Here is a 27,000-nt window from a genome sequence, read left to right on the forward strand (position 1 = left end):
TCATTTCCCTACACATTGAGACTACAAGTTGTATAAGGAAGCTCTTCTTTTTTCCATGCAAGAAATCCTCCCTTTAGATTCACCACTTCCTTTATACCAGCTCTTTGTAAAATACTAGCTGCTATAGCAGAGCGCAATCCGGTTCGACATTGTAAAATGATTGGGTAATCTTTTGGTATACAATCTAGCTGCTTAAATAGATTTCCTAAAGGGATATGTATTGCATCATAAAGATGTCCTTCCTCCCACTCTTTTTTACTACGCACGTCGATTACCTTAACACTTCCATCTTTTATATGCGGATATAATTCAATTGATGTTTTTTCTTTATAACTTTCAAATCTATCAAGTCTTTGTATAACTTGTAAGGGTGCAAAAGCAATACTATTATCTAACCCAATAGATTCAAAGTCTCTAATAACCTCCTCCACTCTAACCTTTTCCTCATCTAGAATGATTAAAGTTTCTGTTTTATAATCTAGTAACCATCCACACCAGGTTGTGAAGGAATTGTTATACGGTATGTTAATTGATTTCTCGATGTGACCAGAAGCAAAACTCTCTACATCCCTTATATCAACTATTTGCTGAACGTTTCTCATAGCTTCTTGAAGTTTTTCTACTGTATTAATAGTAGTAACTTCTCTTTTCTTACGAATTGGAGGACCATACTTATTTAAATTCTTCATTAAAGAAAAATACCTTGGAGGCTCTGGCTGCCCCGTCAATAAAGTCGATACAAAATCACTTTCTTCATTACACTGAAATGCCCAATTGAACATCTTTTCATAACCTAAAGTAGAAGTTGGAATTGCTCCTAATGCTTTTCCACATGCACTTCCTGCACCATGTGATGGCCATATTTGCAAATAATCAGGAAGTATCTTTATTTTTTGTATAGAATCAAATAATTGTTTCGCTCCTATTTTTGCAGTATCTTTCATACCTACAGCAGTTTCTAATAAATCCGGTCTTCCTATATCTCCTACAAATATAAAATCACCTGTGAATATTCCTATTGGATTATCATTCGTATAGTTATTTTGACTTGTATCAGTTACTAAAAAAGAAATACTTTCAGGCGTATGCCCTGGGGTGTGAATTACATTAAATTTTATATGACCTATTTTAAACTCTGTTCCCTCTCTAACCAATTTGTATCGCCCTTCGTTAAGATATTGATATTTCCAATCACAATCACCTTCATCAGATACATATAAATTGGCATGATAAAGAGTAGAAAGTTCTCTAGACCCAGAAAGAAAATCTGCATGAATGTGAGTCTCAGCCGCAGCAATTACTTCCATCCCCTCTTTCTTAGCAAAGTCTGTATATTGTTCTATATAACGACCTGGATCAATTACAATTGCCACGCCCTCCTTCTGACAACCAACTAAATAAGAAGCATGAGCTAATTTTTCATCATAAAAATATTTTAAAAGCATAGCTATTCCCTCCAAATAGTTAATTTAAAATGCTTTTCCATTTTTCTAGCTGCTTTCTCTCTTCCTTTATAGGATCCCTTTCAACATAAAGTTCCAATACATATAGGGCAACATATATCTTTTAAGTAAAAACATACTATATCGTTCTTTCGCTTGATTAAACGGAAACGTTTCTTGAGGCTCATGTTCATAGTTAAATTCAGCGAGTATAAGACTTTTATAACCTGTAACAATGGGGCACGATGTATATCCATCATATTTAGCATGCAAGTCTCTTCTGTTAAGTACGTCCATAATATTTTGTTTTAAGACAGGTATTTGTTTTCGAATTGCCGCTCCAGTTTTAGAGGTTGGTAAATTGGTACAATCTCCAAGTCCGAAAATATTCTTATACTGTACATGTTGCAAAGTATAAGGGTTTATATCTACCCAGCCCTGAGAATCACTTATTTCACTCTCTTTAATAAAATTAGGTGGCCCCATAGGTGGAACAACATGGATCATACTATACGGTACGGTCTCTCTTTTCAGTGTTTGCGTATCTTCAAAAATTGCCTCTTTCTTCTCAGCAATAATTTCTACTAAGTTTTTATTATAATTTGTTATTATTTGCTTTCTTTCTAGTACTTGTTCTAATGTATTAGCATATCGTGGAACCTGAAATATGTTAGCGTTCGCGGTATAAAACATTACTTCACTTTTGTTTCTTACACCGCTATTAGAAAAATACTCTTCTGCTAAATACATAATCTTTTGGGGAGCACCACCGCATTTAATAGGAGTATTGGGGTGGGTAAACACCGCATTTCCTCCTTTAAATTTTTCAATTTCTCTCCAAGTAGAATCAACATATTTATAAGAGTAATTGCTACAAACCCCATTAGTTCCAATAGACTCCTTCAAGCCTTTAATACCATCCCAATTTATTTGTATACCGGCTGCTACAATAAGAATTTCATACTCAAGCAGCAGTCCATCATCTAAAAGTAGCTTATTTTCTTCCGGAAACAACTTAACAACCCTTTTAGGAATCCAAGTTGCCCCTTTTGGAATAAGCACTTCTTGATCACGCATCGTACTTTCCTTTGAAACAATTCCTCCCCCCACTAAACTCCATAGTGGCTGAAAATAATGTTTTTTTGATGGATCAATAATTGCTATATTTTCTTTCAATAAGGGTATATTTCGTAACAAATGTGCAGTAGAAGATATTCCTGCAGTCCCAGCACCAATTACAATAATTTTATAACTATCTCTGGTCTTCATTATCCTCTTCCCATCTAAATTTGATTTTTAAAATAACTAATTCATAACCTTATTTTCATTGTAGTAACATTATTATAAGTTAAAAATACCATCATTTTATCTGACTTAAATGAATTTTTTGTTAATTTCACCATCAATTTTACTTTATGCGTAAATCCCCTATGCTACTTCCATCTTTTATATTTTTCAATACTATTCTTTATCCAACCTTACTTTTATGCCAGTTTCTCTCTACTCTCAAAGCTATCTTTATCTCCTTTTTCCAAGAAAGTGCTTCTTCTAGGGCGTCTACACCATTCACTTCATAGCTTATTTTCCAAATTCTAATCGTTCCAGAATTAACAGAAAGCTTTGCCGTAATGTCAGCTAATAAAATAAGTTCCATTCATCCAAAAAACACCCCCTGATTTCCATTATTCATAGGAAATCAGGGGTGTTTATCGGTATATAAACCTTTAAAATTATTAATAAGTCTTCTATTAAAATATAAATGGTTAAACAGATGAAAAACTTCGACTGTTATATTATCCCTTATTTCTTAAATACAGGTGCTATTTTATCAATGCGATTTGTCCAAATTCCACCTGTATAATCTTCAGGAAGGCGTTTTATATCTTCAGATGAGTCAAATCCACTTGAAAACCCAAACCCATTTCCTCCTACAATGATAACTCGAGTATCTGCTTTATCCATTCGATTAAGAAAACGATTTGGCCATCCCCAAAGCCAAGGAGCTACTTTGTCTGGTATATGTAATTCTCCATGCTTCAGGCTTGAAGGTATGTAGCCAGTCCATCCTAATGCCATATAAGTAATAAGATCTTTTTTCATGGTCGCTTTTGACATTGTTCTTAAACTAGGGATGCGCTCTTTTATCACAGCAATTGGTTTATCGCCACCATATACAGTTAGTTGATCAAGGCGTTTCGCTGGTAATTTCTTAAGGTGAGTAGCCAATTGGATTCCTTCATTTTCATCATTGCTTTTAATATGAATAAGAAAAGAACGATCTGGAAAATGGGTAAGTACTTCATCAAGTGTTGGCATAAGATTAATCCCTTTGCCACGAAATGGGAATGTTTTACCCCCATCAGCTGTATAACCGTAACCAATATCAAGTGCTTGTAATTCTTTTGTTGTAAAATCTCTTGTAACACCTTTACCATTAGTACGGCAATCAAGCGTCCAATCATGAAAAATAACAAAATTATTATCTTTAGTTGGTTGAACATCAAACTCTACTAAATCAGCTCCAGCTTTAAATGCCGCTTCCATAGACGGAATTGTATTTTCTAAATAAGAATGTTCAGGTTTATTTATACGTTCTGCTGTACATGTATCACTCTCAATCTCTTCCATGCTAAATGTTTGCGAAAGTCCTCGGTGAGCAAGAAGAAGAGGAGTTCCATCGTCCCTCTTAGCAAAAAAAGAACTGTTATTTACATAAACAAATACGAATAGGATAAGAATTATCCAAGTCGTTTTACGTTTCAATATCCTTTTTAGTTTGTTCATTGTATGCTCCTCTTAAATTTTGGTTGAAATGCCTTAAATAATTTTCGGCATTTAAATACTGGTAAATATTAAATCCTATCTTATTTTTTTACAATGGATATAATTGTTAATTAAAGGCTAGTACTTTGATATAAAACGGGAGCAATAGAAATCAATTCAATAACCACTCAACTTTCAGTAAGAATAGTTTTGAAAAATTTCTATGAGAATTTAATATAAGTGGGTATATGTAATATCCTATTATTTAAGAATCATTGCTATATGTATATTATCTGACAGTATCCTAATCACCTTATTGAAGGATTAGAGGCCGTCTAATTGAACTACCCCCACTTTCACTTCGTTTAGAAGTGAGGGATTCCTAAGTAAAGAGTTCTATCGAACTCTAATTGATTAGGCTAACCCCGCAGTCCCTGCGGTTAGAAGTCTTATTGCTTCATTCTTTATATTGATACTTGCGTTAATATCCCTATCATGGTGTGTACGACAAGAAGGACAGTCCCATTTACGTAGGTTTAGATTTTTAACATCTTTGTTTTGATATCCACAACAAGAACATAATTGGCTGGAAGCAAATGTTTTCGATAAAACAATGACTTGTTTGCCATACCATTTTGCTTTATATTCCAACATGGTTCGAAACTGTGACCAGGATACCTCACTAATTGCTTTTGCTAATTTATGATTCTTTAACATATTCGATACTTGCAAATCCTCTATACCGATAACATCGTGGCTTTTGATGATTTCGGTTGAGATTTTGTCTAAGTAATCTTTTCTAGCATTTGATATGTATTCATGAATTCTAGCTACCTTTACTCGCTGTTTATTCCAGCGAGAAGATCCTTTCATTCTTCTAGAAAGAACACGCTGTGCTTTCGCCAACTTATCTTCTAATAATCGGAAAAACTTCGGATTTTTATAGAGTGTTCCATCTGATAAAATAGCGAAATCTTTTAGTCCTACATCTATTCCAATGTAAGAATGTGTTTTCGGAAATTCTTGTACTTCTGTTTCAACTAATAGTGACACAAAATATCTGCCAGAAGGGTTTCGTCTAACAGTCGCATTTACAATACGTCCCGTTATTTCACGACTTTTGGCAAATCGAACAAGACCTAGTTTCGGCAACTTTACCCTGTTTCCTACAACGGCAATGTTTTCATTTGTTTGTTTTGTGGTATAAGATTGTACGTTATTTTTCTTAGATTTAAAGCGCGGAGCGCTATTTTGTTTTTTGAAAAAGCGTGTATACGCATCCGCAAGGTTGCGAACAGACGACTGTATAGCAATACTATCCACTTCTTTGAGCCAAACAAACTCTTTCTTCATGGCAGGAAGTTTGGCAGAGCATGTACCATATGTTAAACCTTTTCCAGTTTCTTTATATGCGTGATCCCATAGGGATAGGAAATGATTGAATACAAAGCGAGAACAACCTATTGTTTTATTAATTAGAATTGTTTGTGCTTGATTTGGATAGATACGAAACCTAAAGGATTTATTAATTATCATTTGATTCACCTCCATTTCGGTATATGACCATTATACACCAAACATACATTCGATAGATAGTGAAGTAACACTTTATGTATGTCGAACAATTAGGATGGCTTCCTGCCATCCCTTGTTCGAAGCCAATTCATCTCCCACCTACTCACTTCGCGTTCCTTGAGGAAGGAGTCTTCTTGGCTAAAATGATAAAAAAGATAATCACAATTTTTTATGCATCCTATTTGTTGGTAACCAATGTATTACTGTGACCTAGTTTTATCTAACTTGAATTGAATCTCCTTGTTGTAGATTTTTATTTTATTATTAATAATTACGGTACATGAAATTATTAATAATAAAATAAAAAAGCTCCCCTGAAAGGAGCTCCTTACATGACAAAACACTTAAGACACTCTTCTAATAACAGCTCTACTTAAGATTTGGAGTATGGTTATAACTCATCCACCCCTGTTTGTTACGATAAATCATTGGTCGAAGACTATTCTTTTTCTGTGTATTATTTCAATCTCTTTAGATTTTTTCTTTTTGTGAAATTTACCTCAAAACAAATTAACTAGATAACAAAACGTAAAATAACAATGCAGCTGCCTCTTGTCGTTTCATACTTTGTTTCGATAGATAATCTGCTGATCCATCTTCATTATATATAACCTCAGGCCCTACTAAACGATGACCTACAATGTTTTTTACGGACTCTATTGCCCAATCATCAGTTTCTCCCTTTAATGTTGCATCTGCAGATGGCGCTCCTAACATTTTTAAATACTGCCAGGTAACCCATGCTGCTTCTTGTCTAGTAATTGCACGGTCTGGATGGAATTGTTTCCCTTCTTTTTCATATAAAATACCAATTTCATATAACTTTTGAATATGTGGTGCATATGGATGATTTTTCACATCAGAAAACACTGGTTCTTTTTTTGAAGGTGGCGTAAAGTAAGCAATTTGAGATAACCAATATGCAAATTCTGCTCGTGTAAGAGAAGATTCTGGAGTGAAATTCCCCTCCTTATTTGCTTGTAATACCTCGTATTGATGTAAAGGATTTATAAACTTAGCATATGGATGATTTTCATCTACGTCTTTAAATCTCTCAGGCTCACTTAGCTTCACCGCTGAACTACCAGAGTTCCAATGTATCATTTCTTTCACGGTACCATCTTTGTGAAGTTTAAACGCCATATAATTCCCTTTTTCGTCCTCAAATAGTAAAGGGTCTATTTGTTTTAGCTCCTGTTTACCATATGCTTTATCACTTACATATAATTTTCCTTCACTTATGTTTACATGTGACATTAGGTTTTTTAATCTCAAATCACGGTAAACCCCTTCAAATTTCTTTAATTCTTCTTCATTAGGGTTTAAATATTCAGGCTTTGTTTTATCTGGGAAATAATGATTCATAAAATCATCAAACACTTCAACAGGAAGTGCTGAACTATCTTTATTTGTAACAACAAAAACTCCAATTTTATGCTCTGGAATTAACCACATTAAAGATGAAAAACCTGGTATATTTCCACCTTTCCCAAACACATATTGCCCGTTATGACTTTGCGGTGAAAAGAATTCAAACCCATATGTCATATTAGGGTATTTGGGATGTAACGCAAATTTTGTTTTTTGCATATCTTCTACAGTTTCTTTTTGTAGTATTTGGTTATTTTTAAATTTACCATCATTCAATTGAGCAATCATAAAATTGGCTACATCACTTCCTGTAGAAAACATACTGCCTTGTGGCATGTCTGTTGGCCTTGTCTGATAAAATGGGATGGCATTGCCTTTAGCATCATATCCTGTTGCTAACTTTTCTTTAATAAAATTTGTCATAACAAAACTACTATTATGCATTTCTAAAGGGTAAAAAACATTTTTGGCCATATATTTGTAAAAAGGTGTGTTTGTCAGATTTTGAACAATATACCCTTGAAGCATAGAAGCAAAATTATCATATGTATATGTATCTCCTGGCTTTCTCACTACTGTGGGCATATTATCTTCTACATAATCTTTAAGCATTGTATAATCATTATCTTGATAATGGATGTCCTCGGGTCTAGGATCTACGTAATCAAACCCTGTTGTATGGGTAAGTAAATGCTCCATTGTAACTGCTTCACTCATGTTATTTTGGTATTTTAATCCCCCCATATAATTTACTATATCTTTATTTAAATCAATTTTTCCTTGTTCAACTAACTGCATGACAGCACTAGCAGTAAAAACTTTTGATATTGATGCTAATCGAAAAACTGTTTTTTTAGGATCGATGGGAGTATTCTTTTCTTTATCGGAAAATCCGAATCCCTTTTGAAATAGAATTTGATTATCCTTTACAACGACAAGAGCTACACCAGCTGCATTTTCTTTTTTCATTTTCTCTGGAATTACTTTATTGGTGAATGCTTCTACCTCTTTAGGATTTAATGTTATAGGTGCAACAGTTTCGGCTTTTGAATAATTGCTCCCCAGAAAAAATAACAAAAAACAAACACTTACAGCTATTAACCTTTGAAAATAATTTTTCATTCTTTTGTTCCTATTCCCCAAATTAATTCCCCCTTTAATACTAGATTTATTGATTAATCAGCTACCTGTTAATCAACCATATTCTACCATTATGTAGTTATTTTTTCTAATTTTTCTTCTATTCCGTCTTTTTAACTGTTCGTCTGAGGAATTAGTCTATATATAATTAGTTCTTAGTTATACAAAATGATTTAGCATACAAAAATGCAAGACAGTCTTTAGTATAGACTTTCATCGACAGGTCTTCCCTAATATCCTATATAATGAAAACACCCATCCTTTATCATTAATAAAATTGGATGGGTGTCTTGTGACGCTTTAATTATTCTATTCTTACTAGGTATTAAGCTATCTAAAATGATACCTTAGTTTTTCAATTTCCATTTAAAGTCTATTGACTGTATATATCTTTCTCTATATTCTTTAACAACGTTTCCAACCTATCCCTAGTAACTTGATTAAAATGTGGATTTAATTCCTTTATTATGAATTCAAGTAACTCATAGCTTATGTATTCACCCAATTCCAGTGAATATTGTTCAGCCAAAAAAGACTTTAATTTTTTAGAGATATCAATCTTATCCTTTTTACTAATCTTTATCTCCATTCGATAACAAACCCCTCTTAGATTAATCTGAAAAGCTAATTAAAATAACTTTTTATTACCTGAGAACTGGTCACTGTTGCATATCATTTTTATTTTTGAAGTATCTCTGTTTTATATATTACACAGCACAATATATAAAACAAAGCCCAAATACAGAATTTTTAACTTTATCAACTTTTTTAGGTATTCCCAATAAAATTAACTTTTTCATATTATAAAAATTTTTTCTATAAATTTTTCATACTTTCTACCTTTTTGGCACTTTCGTTACCGTAAGTTGCAATTTTCCTCATTTTTAAAATAATACAGCCTAGACTCAATGCAAAAAGTGAAAATATCCCAAAAGTAACAGTTATAGTATTTAATGATAGACTCCAGCTAATTAAGAAAGATACTAGTGCCCCCCCTAAACTGGCCGATGCGATAAATAGACTAGTCACTTGATCGATATTATTTTCCATAATACGGGAAGCTAAGATTAATGTTATTGGAAAAACACCCGCTATGACTAAACCAATAATGAAGATGATAAACAAATACATACCTGTACCTCGAACAAAGGGAAATAGAGATAAAAGAATCACTAATGTAAAGCAACTAGATGTAATGTATTTCCAATAATTAAATTTATGGGCTAGCTTACCTACAAGTATTCTTCCTATAACTATTGCTAGCCAAAAACAAGATATACTTACTGAACTGATTAATTCATTATTGGTAAGAATCATGATTGTAGATAAAAAATTTGCAAGATTAGTTTCTATGCCTGCGTATAAGAATGCAAAAAGTGAAATAAATAATATAACTGTAATCTTTTCACTTTTAAATTTCAGAGTGAATGAGGAAAGGGATGCTCCTCCCTTTTCATTATTTTGAGGAGAAAAATTTAGAAATTTTGTACGTCCAAACATGTACCAAACAAATAGTGTAAAAATAAAGAATAGTAATATCCCATAAAGAATAAAATACCATTCATAAAATTTTATAATATAATTAACTAGTAACGGAAACCCTAGCGCCCCAACCCCAAACCATACTTCGAGAATGCTAAATTTAGCAGCACTATTCCTTTCTACTGAAATAATAAAGGAACCCACCGTAGTTTCTAACAAACCTGCTCCATAGCCTAATACAAAACAAATAACAGCTAAATATGCCCATTCTTTTATATATATAAAACCTCCTAGAACGATGGACATTACTAAAACACCTAATGTTATTGTTTTAAAATAATGATACTTTCTTACTAGTATAGGTGAACTTAGAACACCAAATAAAAAACCCGTAAATTGAAAAAATATTAAAACACCTAATTGATCAGGAGTTCTTCCGTAATATTGTATTAATGAAGGAATTAAACTACCGATACAAACATGTATGATCCCTACAATAAAATAAAACAAGCAACCATAATAAAATATTAACCGCATCTTTTCTCAACTCCAATCCAAAATAAAAACAGGGATTTAAGTAAAAGTTCTAAACCCCTGTTTTTACCATAAAACTAAATAGTTGCTACAGATCGTTCTTTATTACTACTGCTTTTATCAAAAAACATATCCAATATAACTTGTGAACGAAATCCATCTTCAAATGTTGCTACAGACATATTCGGCCCACCTTCCGCAGCCTTAGCCCATTCTATAATTTCACTCCTAAAAGAATCAGACCATTCAAAAATCTCATTTTCTGGATCGACTAGTAAAGGTAACGGTAAAGGGATTTCATGTTTTTCCAATCCGTCAAAGAGTATATATTTATTTGGCTCTTTAGAAGAGTACTTATATTCTTTCTTCGTTCCTATTACCTCTATACTAAAACCACAATCGTCAAGAAATGAACTTTTAGATGTTGTAATATTAACAAAAACCTTATTATTCAATTGGCCATAAACCTCAGCATAGTCATCAACAAAAACTGGTTTACTTTCTTTTTCCTTAACATTTGTTTTAATTTTAGTTCGAACAGTATCCTCTCTAAAATCACTCTCAAATAAAAACCATAATAAATCTATTAGATGAATTCCTAAATCTCCCAAGGCCCCACTAGTTCTATTACTTTGAGAATCATCTCGCCAAGTAAAGGAAGTTCTCCTAAAAGCGCTATTTTTTTTAAAATGCAACCTTACCACTACTATTTCCCCTAATTCTTCATTTTGAATGAGTTGTTTCAAAGCCTTAACGTAAGATAGGTAGCGATAGTTAAACCCCATTGAAGCGACTAAATTAGTATTTTTTGCTATTGTCATCATGTATTTTGCCTCTTCACAAGAAATTGCCATAGGCTTTTCACATAACACATGTTTGTTTTTTAATAACGCTTGAACTGCTTGAGATCTATGACAAAAATTCGGGGAAGATATTATTACCCCATCAACTACTTCAAGTAACTCTTCATAGCTATTAAAAACCTTCCCGCCAAAATCCCCTACCAACTTTTGGGCATTATCATTATTAACATCATACACTCCAACTAATTTACAACTATCAACAGTTGATAATGCTCTAGAATGAGCTCTTGCAATACTTCCTGCACCAATAATCCCAATATTCATTAAATGAACATCTCCTTTTAATTAATAATGTGCTTTAGAGTATTTAAAATTCCAATCGAGTATTCACCTTGAGCTAACATTGAGTGTATTTTTTTAGCCTCTTCTGTTGCATTTTCTACTAAATAGCCATGCCTTACAGCTTGTAGCATCCTTAAATCATTCCCACTATCTCCAAAAGCAATGGCATTTATTTTATCTAGTTCGTACTTGTCTAAAATAAACTTCACTATCTCATCTTTACCTGTTCCAAGTGGAATAAAATCTACATCATAGCAATTTTCTGGGTCACCAGCTAATGGGTTACATTTGTTAATATTAACTCCAACTTGGAATATCTCTCCGATTTCTTCTATCTTTTCTAAATTCTTTGTATCAATAAATTCATTTTGCTCTTCATAATAAAAATTAAATTTGTACTTAGAACTTCCTAATTGTGTCTGAGGTCTTAAAAAAATTTCATATTTCATTTCTAGCAATTTAATAATTCTTTCAATCTTCAAAGAATCAAAACCACCCTCTATAATTCTCTCTTCCCAAATTTGATCATCTATAGTAGTCCCATTACTATCAAAGTACGTTATTTCTGTACCTAATCCACTCGCCACAAAATGAGGAAAATACTGTATACCACCCTTTTTCATTTTTTCAACAATTGATTCTAAACTACTTCCCGTTACCCAACCAATTACTAAATCCCCTTTACTTCCTTGTTCATACAAATACTTTTCTAACAATTTCATATTGCTTCTTTTAGAATCATCCATGTTATGAGGATAATAAGTTTCATCAAAATCACAGAACACTACATACTTAGGCTTTTTAACTTGTGGTAATCTTTTGAAATTTAAAGACTGTAAAACTTCATTACTTATTGACATTGAATAATCCCTCCAGAACGAAATTTTGCTCTTCTAACATCATATTTGGATGTAAAGGTAGATGTAATATTTCTTTATGAACTTGCTCTGTATTAAACATATTTTTTTGCAGATAATTTTCCTTTATCCAGTTAGTATTTTGTTTATGAGATAATACCGGATAATAAATATCTGTTTCAATGTTATACAATTGGTACAATTTATTTTTCAACTCGTCTCTTCTTCCATTTTCAACTCTAATCGGGAAAAGGTGCCAGACATTATCTTCTGTCATAATAGGTAGCTTTATTAATTCTCTATCCTCTAAATCCTTTAACTCACGAATATATCGTTGAGCTAAATACGCTCTTTTTAAATTGTTGTATGATAAATACTTAATTCTTTCCAAACCAATAGCTGCTTGCAAATTATCAATTTTAGAATTGAATCCAAAGTCTAATACTTTTTTATTTTTTGTATCAATTTCAAATCCATGATAACTATATTGATTGCAACGTATTGCAAGAGTTTCATTATTAGTAACTATTGCCCCAGCCTTACCACATACACCAAAATTCTTATATGGATTAAAACTAAGGACAATAATATCTCCATATTCTCCAAGATTTGAAGAACCAATAGCTTGACATGCATCTTCAATAACTCTTAATTGATATATATCCGCGATTTCACGAATTTTTTTCATTTCACACTGCTTACCATACAAATGTACAGGTAAAATGCATTTAGTTTTTTTGGTGATAGCTTCTTCGATTTTAGATGGATCAATACAATAACTCTTCTGATCGATATCTACAAATATCGGTTTTGCTCCGACCGCTAACACAGCATTTTCAGTAGCAGCAAAACTATTAGCTGGCATAATTACTTCATCTCCCGGCTGAATACCAATAGATAACAATGACACCATAAGGGCATCTGTACCACTGCTTGTTGCAATTACAAACTTTTTATTTAAATAACTTCCGATTACTTCTTCTAGCTTTTTTGAAAATGGTCCACTTGTAAATTGACCTGTTGGTAAAACATCTTTTAAAACTCCAATAATTTTTTCAACCTCATCTTGAGAAATCAACCGATTAACTGGCATAAATTCTATTTTCTGTATATTTTTTCTGCTATAATTGAAAATATCTTTTTCTATATCAATATCTATTTTCAATTTGTTTTCCCGAAATAATTTCTCTTTCATCTTGTGATTCGGTAATATATTACTAATTTCAAATTCTTTTTCTTTTGTTTCCCCCTGTAGGCACTTTAATAAAGCTAAATTGTCTTTACTATGTCCAGAAATTGTAGTAAGAGTTTTCACGTTAAATCACCTCTAAGAAATTATTTTGAAAATCATGAGTAGACTATATTTTATGTTATCGATTACATGTCAACATATTTTTTACGGAGGGTTTCTCTATGGTAACAATTAATGAAATAGCTAAATTATGTAATGTATCAAATGCTACGGTTTCAAGAGTTCTAAATAATCATCCTTATGTAAATTCAGAAAAACGTGAGAAAATAATAAAAGTAATGCAAGAATTCAACTATACTCCTAGTGCTATTGCTAGGAATCTTAGGATAAATAAGACACAAACCATTGCTCTATCAATTCCAAATATAGATCATCCCTTTTTCGGAAAATTAGCTAGAGAAATTTCTAAAGAATTATTAAAACACAATTACAAATTGCTAATTTATCAGACTTTTTATGAGAAAAAAATAGAGCTTGAATTACTTTCATTACTAAAGAATAAAGCTGTAGATGGTGTAATTCTCGCATCCCTAGAAAATAGTTGGGAAAATATAGAACATTATTTAGCATATGGGCCCATAATACTTTGTAATGAGTATGAGGAAAATGCACCTATTCCGATAATTTGTTACGATGAATTTGAAGCTGGATACAAAGCTGTTAAACATTTAATAAGCAAAGGTCATAAAAAAATTGGCTTTTGTTTTGACTCTCTTAATAGTCAAGCACAATTAAAACGCCAACAAGGTTATCTGCATGCCTTAAAAGAAAAACAATTACCATTCAATAAAAATTGGCTATTTGGAGATGCAATTACTATTAATGATGGATTTAAAATTTTTGAGAAGCTAGATAAATTAAAAGATAAACCTACTGCATTATTTACTGGAAATGATCAAGTTGCTGCTGGAGTCATTAAAGGAGCTACTATTAAAGGGTATTCTATTCCAACTGACTTAGCTGTTTGTGGTTATGATAATCAATTAATTTGTACAGTTACAACCCCAACAATTAGTACTATTGATATTCCAATTGTTGAACTGAGTAAACGTACTGTTAACGAGATACTACTATATATAAATACAGATGAATCTATTAAACGTAAAATTATTGAATATCCTACAAACTTAATTATTCGTGAATCAACATAATTAAAACAAAAGTTTCTGCTGTAATTTATCTAATATATAAAAAGAGGACGTAAATAATAATGCGTCCTCTTTTTATATTAAGCTAAAACAATCCATTAAAATGCTTTTCACGCAGTCAAATATATAATGTTATTAAGAAAGATAAGTACTAACATTTTAACTGTTACAATAGGTGACGCCACATAATTTATACCCACGGCGAGCATTACATATCACTCCATATTCAGCAACAAATTTCATTTTATGCTAATATTTATATATTAAAATTAATAGTATTTAGATGGTGAAAACAGAACAACCAAAAGATGAGCAGACACGAATGACGAAAAGTATTGAACGTAGAACTAAGGAGATTATAGAATATTTCGGTGGTACTGTAACAGCGGTTGAATTAAATAAAGAAAATAACTTGTATGTCTTATATGTTTTCGTTGACAAAACAGCATTGTCAAATGCTGACGAAGGCTTACGGAAAAATTTCGGCTACAGAACGAGAACAAAGTTAAAAGACGCCGTTGCACAGAGTGGCTTGCAAGAATCCGACAAAACAACCATAAGATACTTCACATCAGATGGTAAAACAGAAATCGAATTTGAATAAGCACTTCTACGTGAGTGCTTATTATTTTCACCTGTTATTTCAAAGTTTAGAAGATTATTTCGAACCTTTGACATTTAACCCCGGTTCGGAAAATTATTACGCTCCTTTCTCTTTTCTCTTTTCTCTTTTCTCTTTTCTTTCAATACATCATAACTTTGATTCTTTCTCATTATTTTGAACTACCCCCTCTTTCACTTCATTTAGAGGTGAGGGAATCCTAAGAAAAGAATTCTTTCAAACTCTAATTGATTAAGCTATTCCCGTATCCCTTGCAATGAGAATCCCTATTGCTCCATTCTTTAAAATAAAAAATTGTGAAATTTTATAGCATTATGTAAGACATTTGATATCAAATATATTACATTCACTATAAAATTAGTTTATTTATAAGATTTCTATAGATAAAACAAGGTACAAAATTGACCCTTAAGAAGTCATTACTATAAAATTTGTCTAAAAATTGAAAAAATATGTGTAGATAGATATCATCTTAAATACATATATAATTAATTTTAATTCTCTGACATAATTCTTAAACCATTTTTTGTGCATTATGAAATAAAATATTGCACAATGTCAGTCTTTAAAAGATTATATATCAAAACTTTAAGAGAGGGAGAAAAACTATGAAGATGAAAAGAAAAATCATGATGACAACAGCACTTGCAGCTACATTAGCTACAGGCGCACTACCTACTACATCAGTGTTTGCTGCAGAAAAAGAGGCTCCTATCCAACAAAAAGAGGCACAAATGACTATTCAACCATTAGCACAAAATAATTTAGAAACAGCTGTTAATGCTGCCTTAAATGGTCCGGAAGTCAAAAAAATAAAAGTATTTGAGCATGAATTTAATGTAAAAGAAATAGAAGTAGTAAATCTAGGTGGAGGAAAAAAATATGTTAAGGGACAAATTTCTCATCATTTAAGTTTCCGTCCAGATGATCAATTTTATTATGAGTTTACTGTGCAAGATGGAAAAGTAGTAGATAAGCCTGTATTTAATATTGATAGAGGTGGTTGGACACCATTTGCTGCTCCACTTTTATCAATTCTTGCTGCGTATAATGGAATTCCAGTTAATCCAAATGATTTAAATACACTTGGGCAGCAGATTGGTAAAGTTATAGATGGAAGCTGGGAACATGCAGCCCAATCTATTGCAACTGTAGTTAGTCTAAGTTTTAATGAATAGTATGTTTTAATTTTTATTAGCATTGTAGGGACCACTTTTCCTGAATAGCCTTGTTATAAGAAATGCCTGAAACAGCTATAAATAGATTTTTACCGCTCACTCACATTATCTTAATTTGTTAAACACCTTATCATTCATAATATGTCACAAAATAGAAGTCTTTTTAAGGCTTCTGTTTTGTTTGTATACAATACAGCAAAAAGCTTATTTTTCACCTTTTTATGCTACTATTCTTTAAGAATCGTTTTGGCTATTAGATACAATTCATTACAGTAAATTTATAATATCTCAAGTTAGCTCATTACCCCTTTTTCAATTACAAAAATTCATTACATTAGGAATAGAAAACAATAAATATAGTCAAAAACCATCTTATTATAGCTATTATGTAAAGGTCAGGAGAGATAAAATGAACAAAATAAAAAATTCCTTTAAAATTAGCATTCTCACTTGTTTTACACTAGCAAGTTTAGGTACACCATCAACTATTTTAGCTGATAGTCATCCAGGTTATTCCTATGAACCCAATCTAGGTTATCAAAACCCATCGTGGATGTCAGAAGTAGCAGATTCAACAAAATTAAGTGAAATATCTATTCCGGGAACTCATGGCACAATGGCTTTACATGGTGCAAGTTTTCTTGATGAAAATTTGACAAGAAATCAAACTATGAGTTTACCCCAACAATTAAATTCTGGAATTCGATATGTAGATATGCGCGTTAAACGTGTAAAAGATTCTTTTGCAATGTACCATGGCATTGTAAATCAAAAAGCAGTGTTTGAAGATGTATTAAAAGATGCAATTCAATTTTTAAAAGATTATCCGACTGAAACAATTTTAATGCGCTTAAAAGAAGAAACTACACCTGAAAGTGGATCTCCATCATTTGAGGAAATATTTTTAAAATATAAAAACGTTAATGCTTCATATTTTTGGGATCCTAATTCCGTACCAGCTATAGACAGAAACAACCCTACTTTAGGAGATATCCGAGGTAAAATTGTAGTCTTACAAAACTTTGCATCCTCTCAATTATACGGTATTGATTACGATAGTTTGAATATACAAGATAAATTTGAAATTGGAAGCGGACCAGACGAAATATATAAAAAATGGAATGCGATAAAAACTCATCTACAAAGTGCAAATACTAACTTTAATAATGGAAAAATAAATCTTAACCATTTTAGTGGTACGGGTGGCGCAGCCGCATTTTTAAATAATGTATATCCTTGGTTTGTTGCAAGCGGAAAAGAGAATAGAAATACTGATAGTAGCCCTAAGTTGATTCAAACGAATTACACTAATGCGTGGAGTGATTTCCCCCGCGATAGAAATGGGCAAGTATATTATGGTGGGATGAATACACTTGGGACCGAACTCTTACAACAAGGTAGAGTTAGACATTCTGGTATTATCGCAGCTGATTTTCCTGGGCCAGGTTTAATTGATAGTATCATTAAATTAAATGGTGTACATTCGAATGAAAAAGAGATATTAATTTCGCAAATCCCATCCGAATCTAGTCCTTTATCTGGACAACAAAATCGTTCTAGTCAAAACTTTAAAATTGATAATTTACCTGTAGGAACTAAAGAATTAAAATGGGTTATTGAGCCTTCAGAGAAAGATCATCCTTCTACTATCTCTTTCCATGTAATGATTGATGTTTCCTTAGGTACCGATTCTATTCGTTGGAAAAATATTTCACATGAATCTAGGACTGAGGCTTACTCAAATACTAAATATTATATCGCAAGTCCAATTGGTGCCACTAGCAAATTCACTTTGAAAATATACGCTATTACAAATTAGAAAATAAAAGAATCCCATTAGAGTTCCTTTTTGATGGAATACCATTGGGATTCTTTTCTGATTTCATTTTGTAAACATTAGGATGGTGATTAAATTTATTAACATATTATTTAAACCATTCAGGAATTTATATTTGGAACGCCCCTTTACTTTCAAAGAAAAACCCAAAAATGTTAACTACATTTTCCACTTATCATTTATTCAAAACTGGCTTCCAAAGCGATAGGGCAAAAATCCAATTTGTGTCACCATTGCCTTGATAATCTTGAACTGCTTCATACACTTTTCCCTCATGTACCACTCTATCACCTTTTATATATGCTTTTCTTGCATCCCATTTTTCATATGTGGAATCCTCTGACTTTGTTGTTACATTCAAAATATCACTTCTACTAGATTCATTTCCAGCTAAATCAACCGCCGTCACTACATATTTATACGATGTATTAGCCTTCAATTCTTTATCCATAAAGGATGTGTTATCCGTTGTCCCAATTTTATTCATAACTCCAGCGCTTTCTCTATATACAATATAATGGTCTACGCCTACATTATCTTCAGACGGACTCCACATCAAGTCAACAGTTGTTGCTGTTGTACTCATACTATGTAAGCCTTTCGGTTGAGTCGGAGCTTCTATATCTGGGATTTCACTTGTTGTCTTAACCTTTAGTTCTTCACTTTCTTTTGATATGTTTCCAGCAGAGTCTAACGCCTTTATTGTATAGGTATATTCCGTGTTTGCTTTTAGTTTTTTATCAATAAATGTTGTACCTGGTACCGTATCAATTACTTCCCCATTGCGTAACACTTGATATTCCTTTACACCTATATTATCCGTAGAAGCCTTCCATGTTAGTGCAACACTATTTGCAGTAACTTTAGACGCATTTAATCCAGTTGGTTGACTTGGAGCTACTGTATCGGGAGTTTCATTATTTACTAGATTTACATCAATTACATTATAAAACGCATTCGATGTATCTGCTACATCCCATACAGCTAAAATAACATGATAACCATTTCGATCAGTTGGTACATTAATTGTATGTGTTAAATTATTTGATGCGGCAGAACCATCATGTTTCACTGTTCCAATTGGTTCTAATTCAGCACGTGTTAATGGTTTATTAGGATCCCATCCCTTTTTTGTAATGTAGTAATGCCATTTACTTGTAAGATGTGCAGCTGTATATTTCCATGTAAATGTATTTGCTCCACCCTTAATCGTATTTTTGAACCAGCGATTTGATGTTTGTTGGTCAAGAATCCCTCCAAACAGTCCTCCTGCCGAAGCGATTTTTCCATCAATCGGTCCACCATCTGGGAATCCTTTAGGTGCTTCTAGGCTTTGAGGTTCGTACATTATATTTCCACAATTTAAATTCAATGCTCCATAATTCTGACTACATAAGGCAGCACGACTGCTTGGCTTTTCAACAAATCCATGTGCATACGCACTTTGAGGTATCATTGTAATAGCCGTCACTCCTGCAGCTAAAATACAGGCACCAATTCCTTTTTTACTTTTTCTTAATCCTTCAAATTTAGATGTTAATTTTAAATTCATTCTTGTCCCCCCAATATATTATTGTTATCGCTAATATAATAGCAATATAGAGATAAACGAACAAATTGCTATTAAATATACTAATATCTCTCATACATTGGTACGTTTATTATTATTTTTAATCTCATATAAAAATAAAATAAATACAATAAGTCTATTTTGTAACATTATGTATTAATAGAGGGATAAAAACCTCAATTAATTTCACAAAAAATTCAAATATTAATTTAAAGAATTATATATTTAACCTTATGTAGAAAAAATTTACTTTTAAAGTAAAAAAGTCTGGAAGAAACTGATAATATCAGTTTCTTTCAGACTTTACATTTCTATTATATAACTTGCAAATAAGTCATTTCTAAAGCTAAATTCACACATATTTTCTAAACCTTAAAAAACACAATAAATAATCTACTTATATTCACATGGTGAATGCACACAAACCCTTTAATCTTAGACATTTACTCCTATAACCACATAACTAATGTAATTTATATATTGATTACCTTCAGGATGTTCAAACTCATATATTAAAATTACCAGGCAGAATGAACTACCCATCACTTAGCAAAACATAAAGTGGGAGCTTCTCAGTTACACGACGAAAGTAACCTTTCGTTTCCCTGATCGTTTATCCAACTTAACTTTATAGTCCTTTTTAATAGTCATCTCCTACCCTGTTAATCCTTATTTTAAACAACTCATCAAGAGATTGATTATGTAAGATAAGAAAAAGAGAATTAAAAATCCAATTTCCCCCTATAACATTCTACCAATTTATTGTATTATTTTTACCTAATAAGGTACAGAAACAAAGGAAAAACTTCAGTATGCTTGAGGTTTATTAATAAATACTAACGTTTTTAGGGTGAAACGTTTAAAGGGTACATTACTAAATTTTTATTAAATGTTCCTGTACCTAGTATTTAAATTAACTTATGTCAAAATATTTTACAATACAAGTATGAAACGTTACATATTTCTATATTTAATGATACATTTCTTCAACTTACTCCCCTAATCTTTATGCTAAATATAGAAAATTAAGCTCGTTTAGATTTAATTTTAGAATTCTCATAATAGCAAATGAAGAGATTAGGCACATAACTTTCACAAATTAATAGTTTATCTATTTTTTCAACCATGAAAAATTTATTACCACTTTAATATTTACTCTAAAACTAAAACATATCTATAGCCACAACTACTTAATAATCTTTTAAAAGAGTCGATAGTTTTATATTTTTTATTTTTTTATTGTACATTTGTACATTTGATGTTAGGATTATGCCTATTAAAATTGAATCCTAACGATTCTTTTTTATACCTTTTATATTTTTATTATCAAATAAAAATATAGATTCTAAAACAAGATCAAAATCAGAACAAAAATGTCGTTATTTGATAATGATGTCTTGAAACACCTTTAGAATGGAATGATATATGCAACAACGTGTTAAGGGGTTACAGGAGGAACAAAAATGAGAGATTTTTTTGATGATAAGTATAAAAATATTGAATTAAAAAGGAGGTTAATCAATTTAATAAGTGAAATTAGCGAATTCAAAGGAAAATTAGCTGCTTATCAGGAACAAAACCCTGACATATTTAATAGTTTAGAAAAAACTATACCACTACATTACATAAAAAATTTCACTACTATTTATGAGGATATAAAAGTTCCTAATAAAAGATTAAAAGAACTTATTTTAGATGATATAGTACCTCAAAATATTTCGGAAGATGCTATTTTTTGTTATTATCAAACACTTTCTTTTGTACATAAAAACTCCTGTACTTTATCAATTAATCCAGCAACTATACAGGAATTACATTTTCAACTAATTCATTACATTACCTCTGACAGTGCCAAATGGCGTGAAAAATCTTTTATTATTCCAGGTATTCCTGAACATGGAATGCACTTGAATAGTTACCGCATTCTTCCACATGAACTCATTCCACAGTTTATGGAGCAATTATGTGATCAATACAACTCATTAAATACTAGTAAGGGGCTACATTCGCTTTTATTAATAGCTCGTTTTATATTAAATTTTTATTGCATAGTCCCTTTCAATCAAGGTAATGGCAGGCTAGCATTTATGTTAATGCAGTTGCTGCTAATTAAGAGTGGACATACATTTGTAAAATATGTATGTTTGGATAAGTATATTAAGAAAAATGAATCTGAATATTACAATTCGATTTATAAATCTTCGGTAAATTGGTACTGCGAGGAACACAATAGTAGCTTTTGGTTAAAAACGTTTTTAACTATTATATTAGAGGCTTACAAAGATCTGCATAACACCGTTCTAGATTCTATATGTAAACATACTAAAGTTGAGAGAATTCAGGATTTTATACTTAAACAAAAACAACCCTTTACTAAGGAAAGTATTCGTAACAGATATCCAGACATTGCAGAGAGTACAATTAGTAAGGCTTTAAATTCCTTGCAATTATTTGGCCATATTAAGCTAGTTACAAAAGGAAGAAACGCAAAGTGGACTAAAGTTTGACCTTTCTTTTAAAACTCTTACGGTTTAAAAATTCAATTATAACGTTATCAATGGTTTTCATAACTTTGGGCTCAAATTCATGGAATTTCATTTTAATTTTAGGCTATTATTACTTTAGTTATATCTAATTCCTACAAAACATCTTATAGGAAAAGGGTACGTTTTCCTCCACCTTTTCCTATAAAAATATTAGATATTAACGTAGAAAAATTGTCGAAAAAAGTCGTATTTTAAGATTTTTTCTTTATTTTCTGGTTGTAAACGTTTTAATTTCATGTTACCATCTTAATCAAACAATAGAGGGTAATAAAAATAAAAGTAATTCTTTCCCATAGAAACATATAAATGTACGGTAACATCAAGAAAATAAGGCCAAAGAAATATTTGATACCTACCAAAATAACCAATAGGAATTTTGCGCATTTTTTCTGTTAATTCAGAAAAATCATTTTTGTCCCTAAACAAAATTTGTTAGCATGCAAAGTTCAAATACACTAGAACACCCAAATAAATGTAATGTCCTTTTTAATCGAGCATTAAGGTATGAAAAACCATTCTTCCTACAAAATTTAGCTGATTAACTTAAAGACATCTAAATTACTACCTTAATTATCCTCTGTTGTTGACAACATATTTACCAACTATGAAAAAGAGCCTATCAAGGGTTCTTTTTTATTTTAATCATTCAAATTTCAATTCTATCTTGATACCTAGATTTCCCCACTAATCACCTCTACTTTTTTGTTCTCAATTATTAATTTCCGTTCCCAATTTGTTTAAATTTGTGAATAAAATTCCCTCAACTAAAAATAATAAATACAACTAATCGTTATATATTAAAGAGGTGTCAATTTTGTCCTTAAATGAAGAGACCTTAGAAACTAAAACAGATAAAAACATTAAAAACATCCAAACAAGTAACTTAAAAGAACTTAAAAATACATTAAATAATATCTTTGATATTAGTGCAGATTTAATCGAACATCCTTTGCAATTAAAAACAACCACGAATATTTTACTATATTATTTTGAAGGCCTTACAGATGGTGTCGCTTTAAAAAGCAATGTTGTTACACCATTACTACAAGAAGTAAATGAAGACAGTCAAATATTTAATTCTAATATTATTGCAACTCATACCAAAATAGTATTTACATGGAATGAAATTAAAGAAGGATTACTTGAGGGTCAATGTGTTCTATTTATGGAAGGAGAAAAGCGGTCACTTCTAATAAATACAAAAGGCTGGGCAGAAAGAGCAATTCAAGAACCCATTTCAGAAGTTACTATTAAAGGCTCACATGATGGATTTATTGAGAATGCCACAAAAAATATAGGCTTAATTCGTCGATATCTTCCTTCAACAGAGTTAAAGATCAAAAAGCTGACGATTGGAGAACGAGCCACTTCAGTAGTTTATTTAATTTACTTAGGTGATGTAGCAACCGCAGATGTAGTCCAAGAAATAGAAACTAGAATCTGTAGAATTAAAACGGATGCGGTATTGAGTATTGGAGAACTATCTAATTATACAAAAGATCAAAATTGGACTCCTTTCCCACAAGCTTATTTAAGCGAACGCCCAGATGCCATTTCAAATCATATACTCGATGGAAAAGTAGCAGTGTTAATGGATAGATCCCCTGGTGCAATGATTGTTCCAATGAATTTAATTGGATTCTTTCAAACTCCAGATGATTATAATATTCATTGGCTCATTGCTTCATTTTTTCGCTTATTACGATTTGCAGGATTTATTATAGCTATTTTTTTACCGGCATTTTATATTGCTATAGTTTCTTTTCATTTTGAAATCATTCCTATAGATTTATACACTTCTATTGCAACGTCTAGAGTCAAAGTCCCTTTCTCTCCCTTATTAGAAGCTTTTATAATGGAAATCACACTAGAAATGCTACGTGAAGCTGGTATTCGCTTACCGCAACCCATTGGACAAACCATAGGAATTGTTGGAGGGATTGTAATTGGACAGGCGGCTGTTCAAGCAGGTCTTGTGAGTAACGTTATGGTTATTATCGTATCTATTACAGCCATTGCATCATTTATTGTTTCTAATTATGATTTATCAAGTTCTATACGCCTTATTCGTTTCCCAATGATGTTATTGGCATACTTTTATGGGATTGTAGGTATCGTTAGTGGATTAATGCTCTTATTCGCTCATTTTGTTTCACTTACCTCCTATGGTTCACCATACGGATTGCCAATCGCGCCGTTTCGGCTTCAAGAATTAAAAGATTCTTTTGTAAGATTTCCTATTTCTATGATCACCACCCGCTCAAGTACAGGACAGCCGAAACAAAAAAAGAAAAAAGAAGGTGGTTCGCATGGGGAATCTTAAATTCCAAAACATAACTTTATTCGAATTTATTATTTTCATTCATTCACTGCAACTTGCATCAGGTATGTTAATCATGCCAAGCCCACTTGCTACTACGGCTGGCACAGATGGCTGGATTTCTATCATTCTTGGTTGGATAACTACTTCTATAATCGGCGTATTTATTGTATTAATGTTACAAAAAAATCCCAACAAAAATTTCTCACAAATCCTAAAAACGTACTTTGGTAAATGGATAGGGACTATTCTTTTTCTTTTATATGCCTTTTATCTATTTTTTGCTGGCTTTAATACTTTATTAAAGGCAACTGATATTGTAAAAGTGTGGATATTCCCTTCCACTCCTGCTTATCAAATCACCATATTATTACTATTACCATTTATTATTTTGGCCCTAAGTGGGTTAAGGGCTCTTACTAGTTATTCTATGCTTGTTTTCTTCTTCACTACTTGGATGCCACTATTTCTTCTTTTTTCACTACAGACTAACTACAACCCTTTACACCTATTACCTATTTTTAAAGATGGATTATACCCTATTCTAAAGGCAACAAAAGAAACCATTACTCCTTATGCTGGCTTAGAACTTACATATTATATATACCCGTTCTTACAAAAAAAACAAAAAGCCATAAAAGGACTACTAATTGCGAATACTGGAACCATGTTTTTCTATCTATATGTGACTATTCTTTCTTATATATACTTTAGTCCGGAGGGGATAAAAGACGTAATCTGGCCAGTATTTCATCTGTTAAAAGGGGTTCGTTTTTCTTTCATGGAACGATTAGAAATTATATATATCGCTTACTATTTAATTGTATTTTCCACTACAATATATCCATATTTATTTTTCAGTTTTAAATCTGTGACCATTTCACTTCAAAAAAACGCCCGCAATTGGGCGCTGCTTGCTTTTATGTTATTTATAGTTGGCCTATTTATTTTCCTAAATCCCGATGTGGATCAATATTTGTTTATATATTCTCTTATGGATTTCTTAAATGTCGTTTTCTTTATTCTATTACCAATATTATTTTTCGCTTACAGTATTCTTTTTACTTGGATTACTAGGAGGAAACAACTTTGATTCGAAAATGGATATGGATTGTAATTTGTTGTGTATATTTAATTGGTTGTAGTCAGAGAATTCCTCTTGAGAAGGTTTCATTAATCCTGTTAATTGGCTTGGATAGAACCCCTAATGGAGACATAAAAGTTGGAACAAGCATACCACTCTTTCATCATAAACAGCCAAAAAGCACTATAGAACATTGGACACAAGCATCTACTGTATATACTGGATTCAGTAAAATAGATACGAAGTTAACTGGCTTTATGACAGCTTCCAAAGCTGAAATCATTTTAATTGGGAAAAAATTAGCGCAAGAAGCAAATTGGTTACAGGAGCTTGATTCCTCTTATCGTGATCCTTACGCTACCATTAATGCTAAAGTAGTACTTGTAGATGGACCTGCAGAAGAAATTTTTAAAATTCATAAGCCTAATAAACCATCACTTTCATCTTATATAAATGGTGTAATCGAATCCTCAATTCAAAATAACCAATCCGTCTCTTCTACAATTCAACAATTAATGAGAGAACAAAATGAAGAAGGCATGACGCAAACTGTTCCAATTATCAAAAAAACAAATAATGAAATCGACACAGTAGGAATTGCATTTTTAAATCGCCGAGGGAAATATTTAACTCATATCCCTAAAAAAGATGTTAAATTTTTCAATCTTATAAATAAGCCAAAAAGTAACGGCCGAATGATACTACACCTTTCGCTTCCCCCTAAAAAATTTAACAAAAAAACAAACACTTCTATCTTCATACAGAACGCGAAAAGAAAGGTAGATGTTAATTTTCAAAACGGAAAATTTGTATTTAATTTCAATATATATGCTAATGTAGCTTTAATAGAAAAAACCAATGCGAATTTAATTAAGGGGCACTATGATAATAAAAAAAATATAAATAATTTAAAAAGTGCTATTCAAAAAGAAATTAATGATAATTTACAAAATATATTAAATGAAATACAGCAGAAGAAAATTGATCCAATTGGATTATCCCTATATGCTAGAGCTTTTCAATACAAAGAATGGAAAAAAGTAAAAGGAGATTGGTTGCAAGCGTTAGCAGAGGCTAAAATAAATGTAAAGACACACGTCAAAATAAAAGATACTGGGACCATTAGAAATTAGA

At 31.6% G+C, this 27,000-nt stretch carries 20 protein-coding genes; 8 read left to right on the top strand and 12 right to left on the bottom strand.

Features of this window, described 5'->3' with window-relative positions; genetic code table 11:
* Window positions 1-8 precede the first annotated feature (8 nt).
* The 11 genes from AC3WTI_RS06965 to AC3WTI_RS07015 form a co-directional block, all read right to left on the bottom strand.
* The gene (locus AC3WTI_RS06965; RefSeq protein WP_087956681.1) at window positions 9-1,445 is read right to left on the bottom strand and encodes an MBL fold metallo-hydrolase; all 1,437 of its coding nucleotides are present in this window, start codon (window positions 1,443-1,445) and stop codon (window positions 9-11) included.
* Window positions 1,446-1,511: 66 nt separating this feature from the next.
* Window positions 1,512-2,711, bottom strand: coding sequence for an FAD/NAD(P)-binding oxidoreductase (locus AC3WTI_RS06970; protein ID WP_097840779.1), 1,200 nt, complete (start codon window positions 2,709-2,711; stop codon window positions 1,512-1,514).
* Window positions 2,712-2,910: 199 nt separating this feature from the next.
* Window positions 2,911-3,096: a helix-turn-helix domain-containing protein gene (locus AC3WTI_RS06975; protein ID WP_097840780.1), complete on the bottom strand. Its 186-nt coding sequence runs from the start codon at window positions 3,094-3,096 to the stop codon at window positions 2,911-2,913.
* Between the two features lie 146 nt (window positions 3,097-3,242).
* A complete protein-coding gene (locus AC3WTI_RS06980) occupies window positions 3,243-4,226 on the bottom strand; it encodes a glycerophosphodiester phosphodiesterase family protein (RefSeq protein ID WP_097840781.1) in 984 nt (327 codons plus the stop codon).
* Window positions 4,227-4,619: 393 nt separating this feature from the next.
* Window positions 4,620-5,741: an IS200/IS605 family element RNA-guided endonuclease TnpB gene (gene tnpB, locus AC3WTI_RS06985; RefSeq protein ID WP_097840782.1), complete on the bottom strand. Its 1,122-nt coding sequence runs from the start codon at window positions 5,739-5,741 to the stop codon at window positions 4,620-4,622.
* Window positions 5,742-6,290: 549 nt separating this feature from the next.
* Complete coding sequence (locus AC3WTI_RS06990; protein WP_097840793.1) at window positions 6,291-8,273, bottom strand: serine hydrolase domain-containing protein; 1,983 nt, start codon at window positions 8,271-8,273, stop codon at window positions 6,291-6,293.
* 391 nt (window positions 8,274-8,664) lie between these two features.
* Window positions 8,665-8,880 carry a DUF2164 family protein gene (locus tag AC3WTI_RS06995; protein ID WP_000403246.1) on the bottom strand — a complete coding sequence of 72 codons (216 nt, stop codon included), beginning with the start codon at window positions 8,878-8,880 and terminating at the stop codon, window positions 8,665-8,667.
* A 227-nt stretch (window positions 8,881-9,107) separates the two neighbouring features.
* Window positions 9,108-10,310, bottom strand: coding sequence for an MFS transporter (locus tag AC3WTI_RS07000; RefSeq protein ID WP_097840783.1), 1,203 nt, complete (start codon window positions 10,308-10,310; stop codon window positions 9,108-9,110).
* 74 nt (window positions 10,311-10,384) lie between these two features.
* On the bottom strand, window positions 10,385-11,434 hold the full coding sequence (locus AC3WTI_RS07005) for a Gfo/Idh/MocA family protein (RefSeq protein ID WP_087956675.1): 1,050 nt from the start codon (window positions 11,432-11,434) through the stop codon (window positions 10,385-10,387).
* Between the two features lie 17 nt (window positions 11,435-11,451).
* Entirely contained in the window at window positions 11,452-12,312 is an 861-nt protein-coding gene (locus tag AC3WTI_RS07010; RefSeq protein ID WP_097840784.1) for an HAD-IIB family hydrolase, read from the bottom strand.
* Entirely contained in the window at window positions 12,299-13,624 is a 1,326-nt protein-coding gene (locus tag AC3WTI_RS07015; RefSeq protein ID WP_097840785.1) for a DegT/DnrJ/EryC1/StrS aminotransferase family protein, read from the bottom strand. Before AC3WTI_RS07015 ends, AC3WTI_RS07010 begins: the two co-directional genes overlap by 14 nt.
* A gap of 98 nt (window positions 13,625-13,722) precedes the next feature.
* On the opposite strand from AC3WTI_RS07015, the gene AC3WTI_RS07020 reads away from it, so the two are divergent.
* The 4 genes from AC3WTI_RS07020 to AC3WTI_RS07035 all read left to right on the top strand — a co-directional run bounded on the left by AC3WTI_RS07020 (window position 13,723) and on the right by AC3WTI_RS07035 (window position 18,328).
* The gene (locus AC3WTI_RS07020) at window positions 13,723-14,712 is read left to right on the top strand and encodes a LacI family DNA-binding transcriptional regulator (RefSeq protein WP_000256373.1); all 990 of its coding nucleotides are present in this window, start codon (window positions 13,723-13,725) and stop codon (window positions 14,710-14,712) included.
* A gap of 280 nt (window positions 14,713-14,992) precedes the next feature.
* Window positions 14,993-15,313, top strand: a complete 321-nt coding sequence (locus AC3WTI_RS07025) for a hypothetical protein (RefSeq protein WP_256930975.1) — start codon at window positions 14,993-14,995, stop codon at window positions 15,311-15,313.
* Between the two features lie 626 nt (window positions 15,314-15,939).
* The gene (locus AC3WTI_RS07030; protein ID WP_063222323.1) at window positions 15,940-16,509 is read left to right on the top strand and encodes a hypothetical protein; all 570 of its coding nucleotides are present in this window, start codon (window positions 15,940-15,942) and stop codon (window positions 16,507-16,509) included.
* Window positions 16,510-16,918: 409 nt separating this feature from the next.
* Complete coding sequence (locus tag AC3WTI_RS07035; RefSeq protein WP_492304348.1) at window positions 16,919-18,328, top strand: phosphatidylinositol-specific phospholipase C; 1,410 nt, start codon at window positions 16,919-16,921, stop codon at window positions 18,326-18,328.
* A 193-nt stretch (window positions 18,329-18,521) separates the two neighbouring features.
* Here AC3WTI_RS07035 and AC3WTI_RS07040 read toward each other — a convergent pair whose 3' ends face one another.
* Window positions 18,522-19,898 carry a lytic polysaccharide monooxygenase gene (locus AC3WTI_RS07040; RefSeq protein ID WP_097840787.1) on the bottom strand — a complete coding sequence of 459 codons (1,377 nt, stop codon included), beginning with the start codon at window positions 19,896-19,898 and terminating at the stop codon, window positions 18,522-18,524.
* A gap of 1,481 nt (window positions 19,899-21,379) precedes the next feature.
* Here AC3WTI_RS07040 and AC3WTI_RS07045 point away from each other — a divergent pair.
* The 4 genes from AC3WTI_RS07045 (at window position 21,380) to AC3WTI_RS07060 (ending at window position 26,999) form a co-directional block, all read left to right on the top strand.
* Window positions 21,380-22,423, top strand: a complete 1,044-nt coding sequence (locus AC3WTI_RS07045; RefSeq protein WP_087956670.1) for a Fic family protein — start codon at window positions 21,380-21,382, stop codon at window positions 22,421-22,423.
* 853 nt (window positions 22,424-23,276) lie between these two features.
* Window positions 23,277-24,785 carry a spore germination protein gene (locus AC3WTI_RS07050; protein ID WP_097840788.1) on the top strand — a complete coding sequence of 503 codons (1,509 nt, stop codon included), beginning with the start codon at window positions 23,277-23,279 and terminating at the stop codon, window positions 24,783-24,785.
* The gene (locus tag AC3WTI_RS07055; RefSeq protein ID WP_097840789.1) at window positions 24,772-25,875 is read left to right on the top strand and encodes a GerAB/ArcD/ProY family transporter; all 1,104 of its coding nucleotides are present in this window, start codon (window positions 24,772-24,774) and stop codon (window positions 25,873-25,875) included. The genes AC3WTI_RS07050 and AC3WTI_RS07055 overlap by 14 nt, the downstream gene beginning before the upstream one ends.
* The gene (locus tag AC3WTI_RS07060; protein ID WP_097840790.1) at window positions 25,872-26,999 is read left to right on the top strand and encodes a Ger(x)C family spore germination protein; all 1,128 of its coding nucleotides are present in this window, start codon (window positions 25,872-25,874) and stop codon (window positions 26,997-26,999) included. Before AC3WTI_RS07055 ends, AC3WTI_RS07060 begins: the two co-directional genes overlap by 4 nt.
* Window position 27,000: the final 1 nt, after the last annotated feature.

The sequence above is a fragment of the Bacillus sp. EB106-02-03-XG38 genome, assembly GCF_058792175.1.